The sequence below is a fragment of the Microbacterium sp. MEC084 genome (genome assembly GCF_004514465.2).
Taxonomy (GTDB): Bacteria; Actinomycetota; Actinomycetes; order Actinomycetales; family Microbacteriaceae; genus Microbacterium.
Genome location: NZ_MYFP02000029.1, coordinates 1 through 17773 on the forward strand (window position 1 = coordinate 1; position 17773 = coordinate 17773).

General features: G+C 66.9%; 20 protein-coding genes and 4 pseudogenes. 5 read left to right on the forward strand and 19 right to left on the reverse strand.

Translation table 11 applies throughout. From position 1 onward, the window contains the following. Together B5M43_RS14055 and B5M43_RS14060 are read left to right on the forward strand one after the other, a co-directional pair. A pseudogene (locus B5M43_RS14055) lies at nt 1-249 on the forward strand (IS5/IS1182 family transposase); the annotation flags it as partial. A 93-nt stretch (nt 250-342) separates the two neighbouring features. Continuing rightward, nucleotides 343-1284, forward strand: coding sequence for a GlxA family transcriptional regulator (locus tag B5M43_RS14060; RefSeq protein WP_055990901.1), 942 nt, complete (start codon nt 343-345; stop codon nt 1282-1284). 174 nt (nt 1285-1458) lie between these two features. Here the strand turns inward: B5M43_RS14060 and B5M43_RS14065 are convergent, their stop codons facing one another. From B5M43_RS14065 to B5M43_RS14100, 8 genes and pseudogenes are all read right to left on the reverse strand, one after another. Continuing rightward, nucleotides 1459-2193: an IS3 family transposase gene (locus B5M43_RS14065; protein WP_134746811.1), complete on the reverse strand. Its 735-nt coding sequence runs from the start codon at nt 2191-2193 to the stop codon at nt 1459-1461. A gap of 137 nt (nt 2194-2330) precedes the next feature. Continuing rightward, nucleotides 2331-2615, reverse strand: a complete 285-nt coding sequence (locus tag B5M43_RS14070) for a transposase (protein WP_167626816.1) — start codon at nt 2613-2615, stop codon at nt 2331-2333. 284 nt (nt 2616-2899) lie between these two features. After that, nucleotides 2900-3808, reverse strand: a complete 909-nt coding sequence (locus B5M43_RS14075; protein ID WP_134746807.1) for a M48 family metalloprotease — start codon at nt 3806-3808, stop codon at nt 2900-2902. Nucleotides 3809-3965: 157 nt separating this feature from the next. Continuing rightward, nucleotides 3966-4388: a thioredoxin gene (trxA, locus tag B5M43_RS14080; RefSeq protein ID WP_134746805.1), complete on the reverse strand. Its 423-nt coding sequence runs from the start codon at nt 4386-4388 to the stop codon at nt 3966-3968. Next, on the reverse strand, nt 4385-4690 hold the full coding sequence (locus tag B5M43_RS14085) for a glutaredoxin domain-containing protein (RefSeq protein WP_205829539.1): 306 nt from the start codon (nt 4688-4690) through the stop codon (nt 4385-4387). Before B5M43_RS14085 ends, trxA begins: the two co-directional genes overlap by 4 nt. Then, nucleotides 4690-5313 carry a redoxin domain-containing protein gene (locus B5M43_RS14090; RefSeq protein ID WP_205829538.1) on the reverse strand — a complete coding sequence of 208 codons (624 nt, stop codon included), beginning with the start codon at nt 5311-5313 and terminating at the stop codon, nt 4690-4692. Before B5M43_RS14090 ends, B5M43_RS14085 begins: the two co-directional genes overlap by 1 nt. 97 nt (nt 5314-5410) lie before the next feature. After that, on the reverse strand, nt 5411-5908 hold the full coding sequence (locus B5M43_RS14095) for an Hsp20/alpha crystallin family protein (RefSeq protein ID WP_167626815.1): 498 nt from the start codon (nt 5906-5908) through the stop codon (nt 5411-5413). Between the two features lie 144 nt (nt 5909-6052). Continuing rightward, nucleotides 6053-7229: pseudogene (locus B5M43_RS14100) on the reverse strand (IS256 family transposase). Nucleotides 7230-7625: 396 nt separating this feature from the next. On the opposite strand from B5M43_RS14100, the gene B5M43_RS14105 reads away from it, so the two are divergent. Next, nucleotides 7626-7976: a helix-turn-helix domain-containing protein gene (locus B5M43_RS14105; RefSeq protein WP_134746801.1), complete on the forward strand. Its 351-nt coding sequence runs from the start codon at nt 7626-7628 to the stop codon at nt 7974-7976. Nucleotides 7977-8128: 152 nt separating this feature from the next. Here B5M43_RS14105 and B5M43_RS14110 read toward each other — a convergent pair whose 3' ends face one another. Next, on the reverse strand, nt 8129-8686 hold the full coding sequence (locus tag B5M43_RS14110) for a hypothetical protein (RefSeq protein WP_205829537.1): 558 nt from the start codon (nt 8684-8686) through the stop codon (nt 8129-8131). Here B5M43_RS14110 and B5M43_RS14115 point away from each other — a divergent pair. Continuing rightward, nucleotides 8663-8794, forward strand: a pseudogene (locus B5M43_RS14115) (IS3 family transposase); the annotation flags it as partial. The gene B5M43_RS14110 and the pseudogene B5M43_RS14115 overlap by 24 nt on opposite strands. A gap of 478 nt (nt 8795-9272) precedes the next feature. Here the strand turns inward: B5M43_RS14115 and B5M43_RS14120 are convergent. The 9 genes from B5M43_RS14120 to B5M43_RS15405 form a co-directional block, all read right to left on the reverse strand. After that, nucleotides 9273-9737 carry a YbhB/YbcL family Raf kinase inhibitor-like protein gene (locus B5M43_RS14120; RefSeq protein WP_134746799.1) on the reverse strand — a complete coding sequence of 155 codons (465 nt, stop codon included), beginning with the start codon at nt 9735-9737 and terminating at the stop codon, nt 9273-9275. Nucleotides 9738-9750: 13 nt separating this feature from the next. Beyond that, nucleotides 9751-10359, reverse strand: a complete 609-nt coding sequence (locus B5M43_RS14125) for an amino acid synthesis family protein (protein ID WP_134746797.1) — start codon at nt 10357-10359, stop codon at nt 9751-9753. After that, nucleotides 10356-11471, reverse strand: a complete 1116-nt coding sequence (locus B5M43_RS14130; protein WP_205829536.1) for an NAD(P)/FAD-dependent oxidoreductase — start codon at nt 11469-11471, stop codon at nt 10356-10358. Before B5M43_RS14130 ends, B5M43_RS14125 begins: the two co-directional genes overlap by 4 nt. 59 nt (nt 11472-11530) lie before the next feature. After that, nucleotides 11531-12508: an ABC transporter substrate-binding protein gene (locus tag B5M43_RS14135; RefSeq protein WP_134746795.1), complete on the reverse strand. Its 978-nt coding sequence runs from the start codon at nt 12506-12508 to the stop codon at nt 11531-11533. A gap of 22 nt (nt 12509-12530) precedes the next feature. Beyond that, nucleotides 12531-13328: an ABC transporter ATP-binding protein gene (locus B5M43_RS14140; protein WP_134746793.1), complete on the reverse strand. Its 798-nt coding sequence runs from the start codon at nt 13326-13328 to the stop codon at nt 12531-12533. 20 nt (nt 13329-13348) lie between these two features. After that, entirely contained in the window at nt 13349-14140 is a 792-nt protein-coding gene (locus tag B5M43_RS14145; protein ID WP_134746791.1) for an ABC transporter permease, read from the reverse strand. Then, the gene (locus B5M43_RS14150; protein ID WP_134746788.1) at nt 14121-14930 is read right to left on the reverse strand and encodes an ABC transporter permease; all 810 of its coding nucleotides are present in this window, start codon (nt 14928-14930) and stop codon (nt 14121-14123) included. The genes B5M43_RS14145 and B5M43_RS14150 overlap by 20 nt, the downstream gene beginning before the upstream one ends. Then, nucleotides 14927-15676: an alpha/beta fold hydrolase gene (locus tag B5M43_RS14155; RefSeq protein WP_205829535.1), complete on the reverse strand. Its 750-nt coding sequence runs from the start codon at nt 15674-15676 to the stop codon at nt 14927-14929. The genes B5M43_RS14150 and B5M43_RS14155 overlap by 4 nt, the downstream gene beginning before the upstream one ends. A gap of 343 nt (nt 15677-16019) precedes the next feature. Beyond that, the gene (locus B5M43_RS15405) at nt 16020-16781 is read right to left on the reverse strand and encodes an IclR family transcriptional regulator (RefSeq protein WP_134746784.1); all 762 of its coding nucleotides are present in this window, start codon (nt 16779-16781) and stop codon (nt 16020-16022) included. Nucleotides 16782-17003: 222 nt separating this feature from the next. Here B5M43_RS15405 and B5M43_RS14165 point away from each other — a divergent pair. Next, a pseudogene (locus B5M43_RS14165) lies at nt 17004-17591 on the forward strand (integrase core domain-containing protein); the annotation flags it as partial. Here the strand turns inward: B5M43_RS14165 and B5M43_RS14170 are convergent. Then, nucleotides 17560-17773, reverse strand: a 214-nt coding sequence (locus B5M43_RS14170; RefSeq protein WP_230668212.1) for an IS3 family transposase, incomplete at its 5' end; no start/stop codon positions are given. The pseudogene B5M43_RS14165 and the gene B5M43_RS14170 overlap by 32 nt on opposite strands.

Genomic DNA, 17773 nt, shown 5'->3' on the forward strand with positions numbered 1-17773 from the left:
AAGGCGGTGATCCCCGAGCCCGACGACCAGAAAGGCCACCGCAAGCGCCGCGGATCCCGCGGCGGCAGACCTGTCGGGCTCGACGTCGCCGACTACAAGAACCGGAACGTCATCGAACGCCGCTACTGCCACATCAAACAATGGCGAGGCCTCGCAACCCGGTACGACAAGCACGCCGTGATCTACCGCGCCGCGGTCGTCCTCAACGCCGTCATCGCCTGGACCAAGGCTTTGTCAGACACGCCCTAGGTGTCGAGGTTTCTTGGTGAAGCGAGTTCAGCGTATGACGAGCGAGGGCCGGTGGGGAGTGGCGTATACGGCAGTATTGCTATTGTTTACGTCATGCGTATCGGACTGATCGCGATCGACGGCTGCTTCGGTTCGGCTATCGCGTCGATCATCGACATCGTGCGGGTGGCCGACGGAGCCCGCGGCGATGTCGACCCGCGGATCGACCCGATCGAACTCGCCATCCTCGGACCGAAGCGGCGAGTGACCACGACGGCATCGATGACCCTGACGGTGGACCACCCGCTGTCGGAGTCCGGAGAGTTCGACGTGGTCGTCGTCCCTGCGCTTGGAACCCTTACGGCCGCCGCTACCAACGACGCCCTCCAGAGCCGAGATGCTCGTTCGGTCATCGCCTCGCTCGGGCGCCTCGACGAGGCGACCACCCGGATCGCCGCGGCGTGCACCGGCGTGTTCGCCGTCGCCGAGACCGGACGGATGCATCATCGACGGGCGACGACCAGCTGGTTCCTGGGGCCGGAGTTCCTGAAGCGCTATCCGACCGTCGCCCTCGATCTCGACACCATGGTCGTGGCCGACGGGAACCTCGTCACCGCCGGCGCCGCCTTCGCCCACATCGACCTCGCGCTCTCACTCGTGCGATCGATCAGCCCCGACCTGGCCCAACATGTCGCAAAGCTCCTCCTCATCGACGAGCGCCCGTCGCAGGCGGCCTTCGTCGCCTACGAACATCTCCGGCACGAGGACCCGATCGTCGTCGAGTTCGAACGCTTCGTGCGCGCCCGACTGGACGAACCGTTCAACGTCGCCTCCGTCGCGCAGTCGCTCGGCACCAGCCGGCGCACCCTCGAACGACGAGTCCGTGCGGCGCTCAACCTCACTCCGCTCGGCTTCGCCCAACGGCTTCGCATCGAACGAGCTCGGCACCTCTCAGCAACCACGGACCTCACCTCCGCCGAGATCGCGCTACGGGTCGGCTACGCGAACGCCGAGACTCTGCGCTCCCTCCTGCGCAGGGAGCGACGCCGTTCCTGACCTATCGCCATGCCTGTAGCCGGTGTGCCAGTGCTCGACTGGAACCACCTCTCAGCACGTCGCGTCGACGCTTCTGCGTCGCCCCTGGACGACCCACTCGACACGCCCGCAGCACAGGCCATGCGACGTGCCCCGGAGCCTGACCCGGTTTCCCGAACGGTTCTTGTGTGTTGATCATGCCGCTTTCGCGGCGGGGATGTGAAGTCGTTCGAACTCCACGGGGCTGAGGTTGCCAAGCGCGGTGTGTCGCCGGGTGGGGTTGTAGAAGCCCTCGATCCACTCGAACATCGCCGACGACAGCTCGGCCCTCGATGCCCATGTCGAGCGGTCGAGCAGCTCGCGTTGCATCGTCGACCAGAACGACTCGATGAGCGCGTTATCGACGCTGGAAGCGACTCTCCCCATCGATCCGAGCAACCCTGCTTGGCGGAGCCGGTGGCCGAAGAGCCATGAGGTGTATTGCGCTCCGCGGTCGGCATGCACCACGGTTCCGGGTTCTGGGCGTCGCCTCCAACGGACCATCTCAAGCGCGTCGACGACGATCTCGGCTGTGATCCGATCGGAGATCGACCAGCCGACGACGCGGCGGCTGAACGCGTCAATGACGGCGGCGCAGTAGACCCATCCGTCCTTCGCGCGGTGCTGCGTGATGTCGCAGAACCAGAGCCGGTTCGGCGCGTCTGCGCGGAACTGCCGCTTCACGAGATCCTCGTGCGTCGCCGTGTCAGGCTTCCAGCCGCGCCGCTTCCGACGGTGCGAGACCCCGACCAGACCGTCCAGTCGCATCAACCGGGCGACGCGCTTGCGGCCGACGTGAACGCCGAGCCCGAGGCGCAGCTCGGCGAGCACGCGCGGAGCGCCATAAGTCTCGCGGGAGTCGGCGTGGATGCGTCGGATCGTCGTCGTCAACGCCGCATCCGCGACCGCTCACGGCGACGGTGGCCGGTTCACCCACTCGTAGTAACCGGAGGTCGAGACGTTCAGGAACCGGCAGGCCACCGCGACGGGGATCCCGTCCGCGGCGAGCTCCTGGACCAGCCGGAACCCTATTTTGGGAGCACGTTCTCCCGCGCGAAGTACGCCGACGCACGCTTGAGGATCTCGATCTCCATCTCCAGCACACGGTTGCGGCGACGCAACTCGACCAACTCCTTGTGCTCGTCAGTGGTGACGCCGGCCTTGCGGCCGGAGTCGACCGCGTCACGGTTCATCCAGTTCCGCAGACACGACTCGCTGATCCCAAGATCACGAGCCGTCTGGCCGACGGGGTTTCCCTGCGCAACGAGGTCAAGGGCATGACGCCGGAACTCCGGCGGGTGAGCAGCAGGCATTACACGGACTCCTTCCGAGACGATCATCGCCTCAACTCAGGTGTCCGGAAAAGCGGGTCAGGCTCCCTATGGAAGAAGACACCCGCGTCGGAATGGGCGCTGCGTTTTCTCGGGCTCTCCACACACTGAAGCGAATCACCGCAAGCAGTTTGACGACACTTTGGTCCCCCAGTTCCTGCTTCACGCCCGGACTCCACTTCGAACGCCTTGAATACTTGCCTCCGCCGACTGGGGGCTGACCGGGGGCGCCGGGTCATGGTGTCTGAGAAGCGGGTCTGCTGGTGTCACCTCATGAGGTGGGAGATCCGCGCCGGCGACGCCGCCGCCGTCCGGCGGCTGTGATGTCCGGCGAGTTCGCGGAGCCGCCGGACCCGGTCGCTGGTGGGCGGGTGGGTGCGGAACAGCGCAGCCACGCCGCCACCGGCCAGCGGGTTGGCGATCATGAGGTGGGCCTGAGCGGCGGATGAGCCATTCGGCGCCATGGGCATCGCCTGGGTGCCGTGTTCGATCTTCTCCAGGGCGCTGGCCAGGGCGAGCGGGTCGCCCGACAGGTGGGCGCCGTCGGCGTCGGCCTGGTACTCGCGGCTGCGACTGATCGCGAGCTGGATCAGCCCCGCGGCGATAGGCGCCAGCAGCAGCATCAGCAGCGCGGCCAGCGGGTTTGGCGCGTCCTCCTCGTCGGAGCCGAAGGGCAGCAGCAGGGCGAGGTTGGCCAGCGAGGTGAGGATGCCGGCCAACGCGGCGGCGACACTGGAGATCAGGATGTCCCGGTTGCCGACGTGGGACAGCTCATGGGCCAGCACCGCACGCAGCTCCCGCGGGCTCAGAATCCGCAGAATACCCTCGGTGACGCACACTGCGGCGTTCTCGGGGTTGCGGCCGGTGGCGAACGCATTTGGCTGCGGCATCCGACTCACGTACAGCCGGGGCATCGGCTGCCCTGCGGCAGCTGCCAATTCGCGCACCATCGCGTACAGCTGCGGCGCTTCGCGCTCAGTGATCGGCTCGGCGGCCATGGCGGCCAGCGCGATCCGGTCCGAGGCGAAGTAGGCCACACCGTTCATCACCAGGGACAGCACCGTCGCCACGAGGAGGCCAGTGCTGCCACCGAGCCCGTAACCGACTGCCAGGATCAGGCCGGTCAGCAGACCGAGCAGCACGGCTGTCTTCAGTCCGTTGTAGTAGCGGCGCATCGCTGAATTACCTCCCTGTTCCCCTCTTCCTCATGTCCGTCGATGTGTTCGAGTGGGCGGCGCGCCCCACGCTCACCACTGACAACACGTACGGATCAGCCCACATTCCCGAACGTTGAGCCGATGTGACTCAACTTCGGACGGCGCTGCATCAGCCTCAGGTGGTGAGTGTGCGTTCGACCCAGGCGCGCAGTTGCGGGGCGGGGACAGCGCCAATCATCCGGTCTATTTCTTTCCCGTCGCGGTAGAGCAGGAGGGTGGGGATCGAGGACACTCCGTGGCGCTGGGAGACGCGCGGGGACGTGTCCGCGTTGACCTTGGCGACTTTGAGGCGTCCGGCGAACTCGCGGGAGAGCCCGTCGACGACCGGGGCGATCTGCCGGCAGGGTCCACACCAGGGTGCCCACACGTCCACGAGCACCGGCAGAGTCGCCTCGGCGACGACCGTGTCGAAGGAGTTGTCGTCGGCTTCCACGAGCCAGGGCAGGTCGGCATGGCATTTCGCACAGCGCACCTTGCCCGCACGTGCCTGGGGCACGCGGTTCTTCGCCGCGCACCCCGGGCAGGTCACCACGTTCACAGCCGTACTCCGTGCCGGGCGAGCACGGCCTGCACCTGACGGAGGCTGGGCTCCATGAGCCACTCCCCGTCGATGTGCACGACCGGCGTGCGGAGCCGCCCGCCGGTCAGCGCTTCCAGACGGGAGTACACGGAGGGGTGCTCGTCGAGGTCGACGTAGTCGTAGCCGATACCCGCCCGATCCAGTGCCCGCCGGATGAGCTGAGTGATCCCGCACCATCGGTGGCCGTAGATCGCCACCGGCACCGTGCGCATCCGCGGCGCGACCATCGTGCGGGCGGGGGTGATGTCCCAGATGGTCATCACTGCACCTCCTTGTCGTCGTGCTGCCGGTCCGCGACGAGGTCGAGAGCGGCCACGAGCTCGTCGAAGTCGGGCAGCTCCTTCAGCCGCTCGGACACGTGAGCCCAGCGGATGACCCCGTCAGCGTCGATCAAGTAGACGGCGCGTTCGCTGTGCCCGTCGGCATCGCGCCACACGTTGTACGCGCGGGCCGTCTCGCCCCGCGGCTGGAAGTCGCTCAGCAGCGGGTAGCGGATGCCGCGCACCGCCGCCCACGCGCCGTGGCTGTAGATCGAGTCCACCGAGATGCCGAGCAGCTGGATGCCGCGCGACGCGAATTCGTCATACTCCTGCTCATACAGCTCCAGCTGCACGCTGCACCCGGGGCTCCAGTCCAGCGGGTAGAACACCACCGCCACGGGCGAGCCGCGCAGTTCCGAGAGCCGCACGATGGTGCCGTCCGCGGCCGGGAGCGCGAAATCCGGTGCCGGTGTCCCCGGCTCCAGGCCCGTGGTCACCCGCGGCCCGTCCATCGGGGGTGCGCTGCGGTAGAGATCTCGAACGGTGGCCAGGTCGTCCGCGTCCTCCGAGACGAGCGCGGATTCGATGGCCGTTGTCGAATCCAGCAGCTCGAAGGCATCCATCACGCCACCCCCACTCGCCGGGAGCGGACAACGCGAACGTTGACATTCCCGCGCATCCGGCGCCCGGGGCCCCTCCGGGCCCCAGGCAGCCACCGGGTCAGGAAGCGACCGAATGCGCGGGTACGGCTTTTGGGCCCGCGACATCCTCCGCCGCGCCGGCCGACTCGATCGCCTGCTGAGCGGGAGCGGACGAGCCCACGGCGACCGCGACCTTGCGCGGGAGCGCGTCAGCCCTTACCGGCAGCGTGATCTTCAGGACTCCGTCCCGGTAGTCGGCCGCGATCGCGTCCAGATCCACCTCGTCGCCCAGCGCAAGCTGTCGCACCACACGCGCGGAACTGCGCTCGCGGACCAGCCAGCGCTCACCGTGATCCTCACGGGAGGTGTCGCGATCCGCGCGGATGGTCAGCAGCCCCGGCTCGGCCGACACATCGATCGACGACGGATCGAACCCCGGAAGATCTGCCTCCACCACATAGCGGTCGTCCTCGCGGTAAAGATTCACCGGCGCCGAACTCAGCGCAGACTCCGGGAGCCCGGAGAAGAACGCCGAGCTGATCCGGTCCAGCTCCTTGAACGTATCGAACAGCATCATCACTCTCCTCTCACGCAGTGAGTCACCCCGAATCAAGTTCACTTGCGGTGAACATCCGAGCATGCCGTTTTATTCCCACCTTCAGAGAAAGTTTTCGGAGCCTGCCGGACTGTCCGATCAACGGTGTGTGAGGCCCGACGGTTTTCAGTGATTGCTTCTGTCGAACCGTCCCGCGAAGGTAATCGCGAACGCGTTGAGCACGGGCTTCCACCTGATCGCCCAGCGTGCCCTGCCGCCGCCGGTGGGGTCAAGTGACCGGGTCACGAGGTAGAGGCATTTCAGCGCCGCGGCCTCGTTTCACCTTCCGGATCTCGACGTCGTACTCGAGGAATGGCACGAACTCGGCCCACGCGTTCTCCCACAGCTGCACGATCGCCGGATACCTGCCGCCCCACTCGGCCGCGAACTCGGCGAACCGGTCCCTCGCCGCAGTCACGCTGGGTGCCGTGTAAACGGGCCGGAGGGCTTTCACGATCGCGTTGCGGTGTTGCCGGCCGGCGTAGCGGAAGCTGTTGCGGATCAGGTGCACGATGCACTGCTGCACGACGGTCCGCTCCCACGTGGTGTTGATCGCTTCGGGGAGGCCCTTCAGCCCGTCGCAGACGGCGATGAACACGTCCTCGACGCCTCGGTTCTTCAGCTCTGTGAACACCTGCAGCCAGAACCTGGCTCCCTCTGCGCCGTCGCCGGCCCAGATCCCGAGGATGTCGCGTTCCCCGTGCACGGTGACGCCCATGACGACGTAGAACGGGGTGTTGCGGACCTGCCCGTCGCGGACCTTGACGACGATCGCGTCGACGAAGATCACCGGGTAGATCGGATCCAGCGGTCGTCACGACCATTCCGCGAGCTCACCGGCGACCTTCTCGGTGATCCGGCTGATCCTGCCCTTGGACACTTTCGCGTCGTCGACCTCGTCGAAGTGAGCGGCGATCTCACCGGTCGTGAGCCCGCGCGCGCTGAGCGATAGGACGATCTGATCGATCCCGCCCAGGCGACGCTTCCGCTTCGGGACGATCACCGGCTCGAACGATCCGTCTCGGTCGCGCGGGACCTCGATCTCGACCGGACCGATCTCGGTGAGCACCGTCTTCGTCCGGGTGTCGTTGCGCATGTTCGTGCCGGCAGGTGTTCCGCCATGCGGGTGGCCGAGGTGCTCGGTCAGCTCCGCGTTCAAAGCCGTCTCGAGGACGTTCTTCGTGAGCTGGTTCAGCAGCGCTCCAGGGCCGACCAGGCTCATGCCCTGCTCCTTCGCTTGCGCGAGCAGCCGCTCGGCGAGGTCTTTCTGATCGATGATCTCTCCCGTCACGGGATCGATCATCGCGTCTTCCAACAACTCGGTCGTGTCAGCCACGGCCGTCTCCTTTCGGATCAGGCCGGACCCCACACACCGTTATTCAGACAGTCCCCGATGCGCCAAGGCCAGCAGACCGGGCCGGCGCGAGGCCTCGAGGTCACTGTGACGGGTAGCCGGGAGCCACGACGGCGGCTCTGGTCCCCTTTTGGTCGCCTTATCCACAGGCAACGACCTCCAGAGAGCCAGATACGGTCTCCGACGTCCGTGAGCAGGCACCGATGCGGCGGCGAGGGGACCAGAGGGGACCAACAAGAATCCGTCGGAAGACATGACAAAGCCCTGATGAAAATGGCTTCTCATGAGGGCTTTTTGGTCGGGGTGCTACGAAACTACTGCCAACAAGGGCGGAGAACTGCGGAATTGGCCGATCTCCTGGCCACGGCACGCGAGTCGACACGAGAGATCAACGACCGCCCGCTCCCCCAGCAGAACACGCTGCATCGCTCTGTCGTCAAGCTCCTCATCGAGGACTACGAGGCTGGCGCCTCAACGTACGAGCTTGCCGAGCGCTACAACGTGCGCCGCAACACCGTACGAGACACCCTCCGCCGCGCTGGATTCGACCTCACCATCAAGGCGAAGCGTGCAGCCCTCAGCGAGGAGCAGAAGGCTGAGGCTCGGCGCTTGTTCGACAGCGGGACGACCCGTCGCGAGCTGATGGAGATGTACGGAGTGAGCGAGTCGACGATCAGGCGAGTGTTGCGCCGGTGATGAACAGCACCTACTCCTCGTCGGAAGGCTCAGCAGTCGCGAAGCCCCCCTTCCCCATGATGCGGTGCGCCATCGCGAGTGCATGCGCTCCAGGAGCGGAACGCTCTTGTCGCGATAGGCGTCGTCGTTGGGGAGTAGCCGGGCGGCTCAGATCAGTTGAAACGGAACGTGCGGTACGAGCTCTGTACGTTGAAGCGGCGGCCTTCCTTCCGTCGCTGCAGGAACCCCGCGACGGTGTCAACGTCGTCCGGCCGCATGCCGAGTGCCCGGCACTTGGCGCGCACCTGTTCGACGGTGATTGGCACCCAGCGATCCGGCCTGTTCATCATGTCTGCTTTGAGTTTGTCTTCTTCATTCCACTTCAAACCCGACGAGTAGCCAGCCGCCATCGCCGCGATGTGCTCGAGAATCCCATCCACCCCGTTCGGCAACGGTTCCTGCCGATCTGCTGGCTCCTCGGCAGGCTGAGGCTCGACGGTACGCCCATGAAACAGTTGGACAGGGTTGGCGTCTTCGATCCACTCCGCCGTCTCGTCCTCATTCCACTCGATGACCGCAAGCGCGTCAGCGTCAACGCCCCACAGGCCATTCAGGTGCTTCCGGTGGGCTGACCCCGTTTCGTAGGTCCGGTGGTTCTGAGAGTCGTCCTGGCGCCCGGAGTCGCGGGCAGGGAGACTGGTCAGATCATGTCGAACAGCAGGAAGCGTCACACCCCGGAGCAGGTCGTCCGTAAGCTCGGGCAGGCCGACAGGATGCTCGCCGACGGGCAGGATGTCGCCGCGGTGTGTCGGGAGCTCGGCGTGTCCGAGCAGACGTACCGGGATGTGCCCAACTTCCGCGAGATCACGCGGTTCCCGGCTCCGAGGGCCTACGGCGTCAAACCCCCGATCAGGGTTCAAATCCCACCGTCACCGCCATCCGAAACCCCCGCAGAACCCTTGGAAACACTGGGATCGCGGGGGTTTCGTCATGTCCGGCGGTAACGCGACGCTAAGAGTCTGGAGTGCTTCACTAGCGAGGACGTCGCGCGTTGTGAAGCTAAAGAGAGCGCTGTAGTGATGCTCGGTGCCCGAACCTGAAGGCATCCGCCGCTCGCATAACGGGGATGCCGAACCGCGAGCAGCTAGCTTGAGATGCACTGAGCGACTTACCGTCAAACCTCGAAGTTGGCCCCGCGCGAGTACGGAGAGGGTCAGGTCGAACTCGCCGTTGGAGGTGCGCTTGATGCTGACAAACTGGCCGACGGACGTGCCTCGGGAGGTAGCCCAGAGACCGCCTCCCGAGGTAGTACGGCGGTCAGCCCTCGTTTGAGAACACGCCCACGAGGCGGTTCTGCTCGATCACGTTCTCGCCGTACGTGGCAAGAAATTCCTCCCGGTTGGGGGTGCCCTCCACGACCGTGTCCAGGGCATAGGCCCAGAAGTAGTAGTGATGGAGCCCGTGCCGGGCGGGTGGCTGCGGCCCCGCCCACCGCGTGAGCCCGGCACCGTTGGGGCCGGGCCGGTAGACGGCGTCCGCGTCCGGTCCGAGTTCCACATCGTGGGCCGGCAGGCCGTACAGGACCCAGTGGGTGAACCCGTTCGGGAGCGGCGCATCCGGGTCATGGCAGATCAGCGCCACTTCGACCGTGCCCTCGGGGACTCCCGTGATGGAGATGCGCGGCACCTGGTTGCCATCTTCCAGGGTGAACCTGGGGTCGATGGGCCCCAGGGGAGCGATGTCGGGGCTGCTGACAGTGAGGTCCTTGATGTTCAGCGGCATGGATGTCCTTTCTTCAACCGGCCGAGGTCGTTTGGCCGACCACGTCGGCGACCGTCAATCCGCCCACGCGGGCGTGGACGCGGCCGCCAGTCGAGACGGCGACGCAGATCAGCAGCTCGTCCGGCCTCGGGCCGTCGGGAGCCGCGATGGTGATCGCGTCGTAATGCGAGCGCACGTAGACCTCGTCCTTGTAGGCGAGCGGGATGTCGAGCGGGGTCCCCGCGGCGGCGGTCTTGGAGGCGGACGAGATCCACGCGCTGCCCCCGCCCACTTCGGCCCGGAACGCGTCGCCGAAGACCGTGGTGATGCATGCCACGACGTGCTCCTGTTCGCCGGCGAGACCGGCGATCCCTCCTTTGCCGTAGCCCTCGACCGGCCGCCCACCAAGGAGACGCCTGGCGCGCTCGCCGAGGGCTGTTCCCAACGCCGCGCTCGGCTCTACCAGCGGCGAGAGCTCGGGTTCCCACCGTCCCGCGAACGGATTAGCGATCACGACCGCGCTCGCGGCCTTGATCAGGGTCCGAGCCGGGGCGGGCCCGCGCTCGTGCTCCACCTCTTGGACGACGTCGTACCAGCCACGCACCTGATATGCGGCGTGCACGAGGTCGACGGCGGCGCTCACCGCGTCACCCCGCTCGCGACCGCGAGCGTCGGGTCGAAGGCGGCGGTCTCCAGCATCTCGGGCGTGAACTGGTTGCCGCGCGACATGCTGCGCGTCTCTGCGAACCACGCCGAGCGCGTCTGGCACCGATCGGTGTAGCCGCGGAATCCGCTCTCCCACTCGGCCAGAGACTGCCGCACGTCGCCTCCATTGACCGAGGCGGCCAGTGTGTAGCCGTTGACCATACCGCACCCCGCGCCCTGTGCGAGGGCGGGGCACATCGCGTGCGCCGCGTCGCCAATGAGCGCGACCCGGCCACGTACCCAGCTGTCGAGAACGCGGGTCTCATAGGTGTCCCGGCGCGCGCTGGGCAACTCGGCGACGCGCTGCAGAGCGCGCTCAAGGAACGGGAACATGTCCACCCACGTGCGCAGGTCGATCGGCACCCGGGCCGCCTCCTCGTCCTCATTGGGGGCCATGAGGCCGAGATAGAGCCAGTCGTCGTTGCACGGCACATAAAGCACCCGCATGACACGCGGGGCAAAGTTCCACATGTCGATCACGTTGTCCCAGTCGCCGCCGACGTACTCGCGGTCGCGCGGGATGAGCACCCGGGCGATGCCGTCGCGCGACGAGGTGCGCTCGTACGCGAAACCCAGCGAGTCGCGGACTTTCGATCGCACACCATCCGCGCCCACGATGAGATCGGCCTGCAGCGTCTCGCCGCTCTCAAGCGTCAGGGCCCCCTCGGCATCAGCGCCGACCACCTGAGAGCCCGTCACGATCTCGACGCCCGCCTCGACGGCTGCGTCCGCGAGGCCGCGGTGCAGATGCTCCCGTGTCATCGTGAGGTACTCGGTGCCGAAGAACGTCTCCTTCGATGCCGTCGCGTTGTGGATTCGCGTCTCGTAGAAGGGCGGGCGGTGTGCGCCGTCGCGGACGCGGTCGTAGGCGCCGAGATCGCGCAGGACCTGGAGGCTGTTGTGCCACAGGAAGATGCCTGCGCCGAGCGCACGAAGCTCCTCCCCGCGCTCATGGACGCGCACCGTCCAGCCCCGCTGGCGCAGAGCGATCGCCGCAGTCAGGCCGGCGAACCCGGCGCCTGCGATCTCGGCATGTCTGGTGGTACTCAAAGTCGTGTCTCCTTGTCGTGGTGCTCACGCGGCTGTCGGCCACGCAGAGTCGTGTCCGGTCAGCGCGTCCAGATGAGGCTGGTCGGGTCGAGATCGGTCTCGACGATGCCTTCCTCCTCGGCGGCGTCGATCCAGAACTGCATCTGGGACGGGTCGGTGTCGTTCGACCACACCGGGAGGTTCATCTCGGCCACGAGCGCGGGGTCGATCTCGGTGTTCTCGGCGATGCGGTCTCGGGCGACCTGCGGGTCGGCGTTGAAGTCGTCGACCGCCTTCTCGACGGCCTCTACGAAGCGCTCGACGACGTCCGGGTTCTGCTCGACGTACTCGTTCGTGGCTGCGACGCCCGAGAGGACGCTGGGACTCTGGACCTCGGTGAAGAAGTCGCCGATCACCTCGAGCCCGGCTCCTCGGCTAGAGGTCACGAACGGTTCGAGCATCCCGGCCGCGTCGATCGTTCCCGCATCCAGCGCGGCGAGCTGGTCTGGGAACGGCAGCTCGAGGAACGTGATGCTATCGAGGTCAGCGCCGCCCTGGCGCAGCCAGGCGCGCATCATGGTCCAGTCGGTGTTGAAGCTGGCGTTGGTGGCGACCGTCTTGCCGTTGAGGTCGGCGGCGCTGGTGATCGACGGGTCCTTCACAACGACCGAGTGGATCGGGCTCTCCTCAGTCTGCGACGCGTTGAACGTCACGTACTCGATGCCGATGCCGTTGTTCACGGCGTTGATGACTCCCATGGCGTCGGAGATGCCGAACTGCACGCTCCCGGACTGCAGGGCAGGGATGATCTCGCCGCCGCCGCTCATCGGCACGAGCTCGACCTCGAGGCCCGCATCCTCAAAGTAGCCCGCGTCCTGCGCCTGCCAGAAGTAGGCGTAGACGCTGGCCGGGATGTAGCCCACCTTGAGCGAGACGGGCTCGCTGTCAGGGCCGGAGTCCGCTGTGGACGGCGTGTCGGTGCCGGAGCACCCGGCCAGGACGAGCGCGGTCACCGTCGCGGCGAGGGCTGCGAGTGTGGTTCGATGCGCGTTTCGCATGATCTTCTCTCCTATCGGGCTTTCAGCCCTCGATTGCGGATGGTGCAGGGGACTTCGCTTCGCGCCGTACGGACGTGAAGACGTGATGCCGCAGCTCGAGGAACTCGGGCGACTCCTTGGTCGCCAACTGATCCCTCGGGTGCGAGAGCGGGACGGTAATCTCCTCGACGGCGCACGAAGGCCTCGTCGACAGCACGACGATCCTGTCCGCCATGTAGACCGCCTCGTCGACGTCGTGCGTGACGAGAAGCATCGACAGCTTTAGTTCCTTCTTGATCCGCAGGACCATGTCCTGTAGGTCGATGCGCGTCTGGGCGTCGACGGAGGCGAACGGTTCGTCGAGGAGAAGAAGTCCGGGCGAAGCGGCGATCGAACGGGCCAGCGCACAACGCTGCTGCATCCCCCCGGAGAGTTGCCACGGGTACAGCTCGTGGGCGTGACCGAGCCCGACCAACTCGAGCGCGTCGCGCGCCGCCGTCCTGCGCTCGGTCTTGACCATGTGCTTGAGTCCGAACTCGACGTTCTGGCGCACCGTCAGCCAGGGGAAGAGGCTGCGGCTGTAGTCCTGGAACACGATCGACAGCCACTCAGGTGGGCCGCTCACCTCTACGCCGCGGTGGAGGACGCGGCCGCTGTCCACCGCGAGCAGGCCCGCGATGCTCCGCAGCAGTGTCGTCTTCCCGCATCCGCTCGGCCCCACCAGCGCGAGGAACTCGCCCTCTTGCTGATCGAAGCTCATCCCCCGCAGCACGGGGGCAGGCGTTCCGGCGTATTGCTTGGTTACGTCCTCGACGGACACCACCGGCACGGCGTCGTTCATCGTGTTCCTCTCTCGTTCGGTCATGCGTCGGCGCTCCCCCGCCACCCGCGGTGCCAGCGCAACAGGCGGCGTTCGATAGCGAGAATGCCCGCGGTGAAGAGCACGCCGATCGTGCCGATCACGAGAGTGCCCGCGTACACATCCACCGTTCGGAACAGTCGCTGGCTCTGCAGGATGAAGTAGCCGAGCCCGTCGCTCGCGGCGCTCAGCTCCGAGATCACCATCAGGATCAGCGCCATCCCGAGGGCGATGCGGATGCCCGCGAGAATCGCGGGGAGGGCGGAGGGCAGCACGACCTGGAAGAGCGTCTCGGCGCGTGTGCGTCGGAGCACGCGCGACGTGTCCAGATAGAGCGGGTCGACGCGCCGGGTGCCGTCGATCGCGGCCAACAGGACGGGGAAGAAGCACCCGAAGGCGATGAGCGCGATGCGCATCTCGTCGGTCGCGCCGAGTAGCAGCAGGGCCGGGGGAAGCAGCGCGACGGTGGGGATCGCCCGGAGGAACTCGAGCAGCGGCCTCAGCCACGGCTCGAGGGGCCGGGAGTAGCCGATGGTCATGCCGACCACCGCGCCCGCGGTGACTCCGATCGCGAATCCACTGACCGCGCGCAGAACGCTTGGGGCCACATCGAGGAGTAGCCGTTCACCGAAGAGGATGCCGAGGTAGGACTGCAACACCTCGGTGAAGGAGGGGAACACCGGGCTGCCGCTCGCGACCGCCCCCAGCTGCCAGGTCACCAGAATGACGGCGATCAGCCCGATCTGCGCGGCGAGCTGCAGCCGCGTCTTCCCGTTACGACCCACGATGCTCACTGCTCCAGGCGAAGACCCGCTTCTCGATCAGAAGGAAGATGGCGTTGACGACGTACCCGAGCACGCCAGTGAGGAACACCGTTGCCCATACCTCGGCGCTGCGGCCAGCGAGCCGGTTGTCCGTCAGCACGGCGCCCAGACCGGGCTGACCGGTGACCATCTCGACCGTGATCGCGAGGACGAGCGCAATTGCGGCGGCCGTGCGCACACCCGTCGCCAGTGACGGCAGTGCATTCGGCAGCACGATCCGGACGATCGCCTCGCTCCGGCGCAGTCCGATGACGCGCCCCGTGTCGAGATATCGCGGGTCCGTGTCCTCCACCCCTGCCTTGACGCTGAACAGGACGGGCCACACGCTCGCGAAGGCCGTGAGCGCGACCTGCATGTCAAGCCCCAGACCGATGGTCATCAGCGCGATGGGAATGAGGGCCACAGAAGGAATGGGTCGCAGGAACTCGACGATCGGGCGGACGACGATGTCCGCCGCGCGTGATAGCCCGAGCGCGATGCCGGCGCCGACGCCGACCAGGGTGGCGACGAACAGACCGAGGAACCAGGCCCACAGGGTGGCGACGAGCGCCGGGAGCAGCTCTCCCGAGGTGAAGCCCGTGCCTAACGCCGAGGCGATGTCCGCCAGGTCGGGCAGATGATCCGGATTGATCAGGCCGACTGCCCGCACTGTTTCCCAGAGCAGGCAGGCGGCGGCTGCGCCCGCGAGTCCCTTCCCGAAGCGCGCCGTCCTCGGGGTGGCTCGGACTGCACGCACCGTCGGCGTCAGCGTCGCGGTCATACCACGCCGGCCAGGAACTCGCGGATCGCGGCGACGACTCCGTAGGGATGCTCTTCGGGAACGTAGTGGTCGGTGCCGGGGATCTCGATCGCAGGCAGATCCGGTCGCAGCCCCTTCGCGGCCGCCCACGCCTGCGGCGAGACGAGTCGGCTGTCCGCGCCGCGGATCAGCAGCGTCGGCACCGTGATGCCCACGAACGCGTCCTCGAAGCTCTCGCGCAGGCCCTGGCCGGTCGCGGCGAGGGCGGCCGCGTCGGCAAGCGGGCGCAAGCCGTCTGCGCCGGGGCGATATCCGTGCTTCGCCCGTCGCTCGAGCGCGTCCTGCGGCATCAGCGGATAGCGCTCGTGCAGGTAGGCGATGATGTCCGACGTGCTCGCGAACGTGCGGTCGCCGGCGGCGACGCGCGCCGCGAGCGCATCGAGGACCTCGGCCTCGATGCGCGGCGTGTAGTCGATCGCGACGACCGCGCGTACAAGGTCGGGGCGCATCCACCCGGCGACGGCCGCGTTCCGCGCGCCGAGAGAATGCCCGACGAGCACCGCTGGGCCCTCCGACACCGTCTCGATGAGCGAGATGGCGTCGGAGGCGAATGCCTCCGCGCCGTAGGCGTCGCCCTCCGCCGCGGGTCGGTCGGTACCGCCGTGCCCGCGCTGATCGATCGCGATGACATGGTGTTCATCGGCCAACTCGGCGAGCAGCGGATCCCACACTGCGGCGTTGGCCGTGATCCCGTGCATGAAGATCATGGGTTTCCCGCTGCCAGCCTCCCTAACGCGGAAGTTGAGCCGCGAAGTCTGGATCCTGCGCTCCGTCACGAGCCCAGCGTGCGCGGCGGGAGTGCTGTTCGAACTGTCCTCCATGGGACCAGTATTTCTTACAGTGTGCGAACTAGTATTTCTGATGTGTAAATTGAATGTTGCCGCTGCAGTCTCACGCTGGGCGAGCTGACTCGGACCAGTCGGAGTTCCGGGCGGCGCGGGACAGCGGCACGCGCAGGAAGCAGGGACCGCACTCCGCCAGGCGCGCGGGATTTGCACGACGGGCCCCACTCGGGAGACGGCCAGGGCTGTTACGCAGGAGTGAGAGAAATTACAGCAGCACGGGTTGCATCCGCTCGCTGACGATCGCCGCCACCGCGCGCACCCGGTCGCGAATCTCGTCGCGCTGACCGTCTAGGACGCGGAAACCCGGAGCCGCCACGGAGATCGCGGCGACGACGGATCCGTGGGACACCACCGGGGCGGCGACGGCCCACACGTCTTCGTCGACCTCCGCCGAGCTCTCGGCGAAGCCGTCGGCGTTGATCCGTGCCAGCTCGGACTCGAACTCGGTGCGTCGCCCCGAGGTTAGCTCCGGGGCGAGGCGACTAATGTATGTGTTTCGCTTCTCTGGGCTGAGGCTCGCGAGCAGCACCTTCGCGCTAGCGCCACGATGCATGGGCAGCAGGGCGCCCGGGGCGAACGACAGTCGCACCTGCTGATCCGCCTCCACGGAGTCGATGCAGATCACCGAATCACCGACACGGCGCACGAGTAGGGAGGTCTCCCCGGTCTCGGCGGTCAACTCCTCGAGCGCGGGGCGCGCGATTGAGGCAATATCGAGTGAAGAGCTCGCCGCCCGACCGAGCGAGAAGACGCGCGGCGAGACGGTGTACACACCGCGGCTGTGTTCCTCGACGAGGTAAAGCTCCTTGAGCAAGGCGAGGTAGCGATAGGTGTTGGCGGAACTGGTGCCGACGCTCTGAGCCAGTCGCTCCACCGTCCAGGTCGGCCGCTTCTCGGTGAACTGGAGAAGCACCTGCAGCACGCGTCGAGCGCTATCCACGCCGTGCGTCCGGCCCTCCTTCGCCACGTCCCTTGCTCCTCCCCTGAGTGGTGCCGACGACACGGCAGCTAAGACAATTGTGCCCCGTATTCGGCTGCTGATGCACTGGCAATGGATTCCGCGAAGACAGACCGGTGACCAACGCCGTCACCTTGGGCTGACCCCGTTTCGTAGGTCCGGTGGTTCTGAGGGTCGTCCTGGCGCCCGGAGTCGCGGGCAGGGAGACTGGTCAGATCATGTCGAACAGCAGGAAGCGTCACCGTCGACGCGCCGACAGCGGACGCGCCGAACGTGGTGTGGGCGGTGGACTTTCAGTTCGATGCCGACGAACAGGGCAGGCCGATCAAGATCTGTTCCATCGTCGACGAGCACACTCGGGAGTGCTTCGGCGGGCTCACCGAACGGTCGATCACCGCTGACCGGCTCACCGCTCACCTCGAGGACCTCGTCGCCGTGCGCGGCGCCCCGGCGGTGCTCAGGTCGGACAACGGGCCGGAGTTCATCAGCGAGGCGATGGCCGACTGGGCCGGCACCCGTACCGGCCTGTCCTACATCCCTCCGGGCTCGCCGTGGCGCAACGGGTACGTCGAGTCGTTCAACAGCCGGATCCGCGACGAGTGCCTCAACATCAACAGCTTCTACTCGCTGCTGCACGCGCAGGTCATCATCGGCGACTGGAAGGACGAGTACAACCACCACCGCCGGCACTCCTCGCTCGGCTACCTACCCCCAGCCGAGTACGCTCGACAGTGCACCCATCAAATGGAAACCGAGGGTCTGCTGAACGAAGTGGTGACAGTTTCGGTTAGGCCGCGAGGGCCAGGTTCTGGTTCATGATGGTCTCGAACTCGATCGGCGTCAAACGGCCCAGACGGGCTTGCCGGCGGCGTCGGTGGTAGGTCCGCTCGATCCAGGTCACGATCGCGACGCGCAGCTGTTCTCGGTTGGCCCAGGCGCGGCGGTCGAGGACGTTCTTCTGCAGCAGGCTGAAGAACGACTCCATCGCGGCGTTGTCGCCC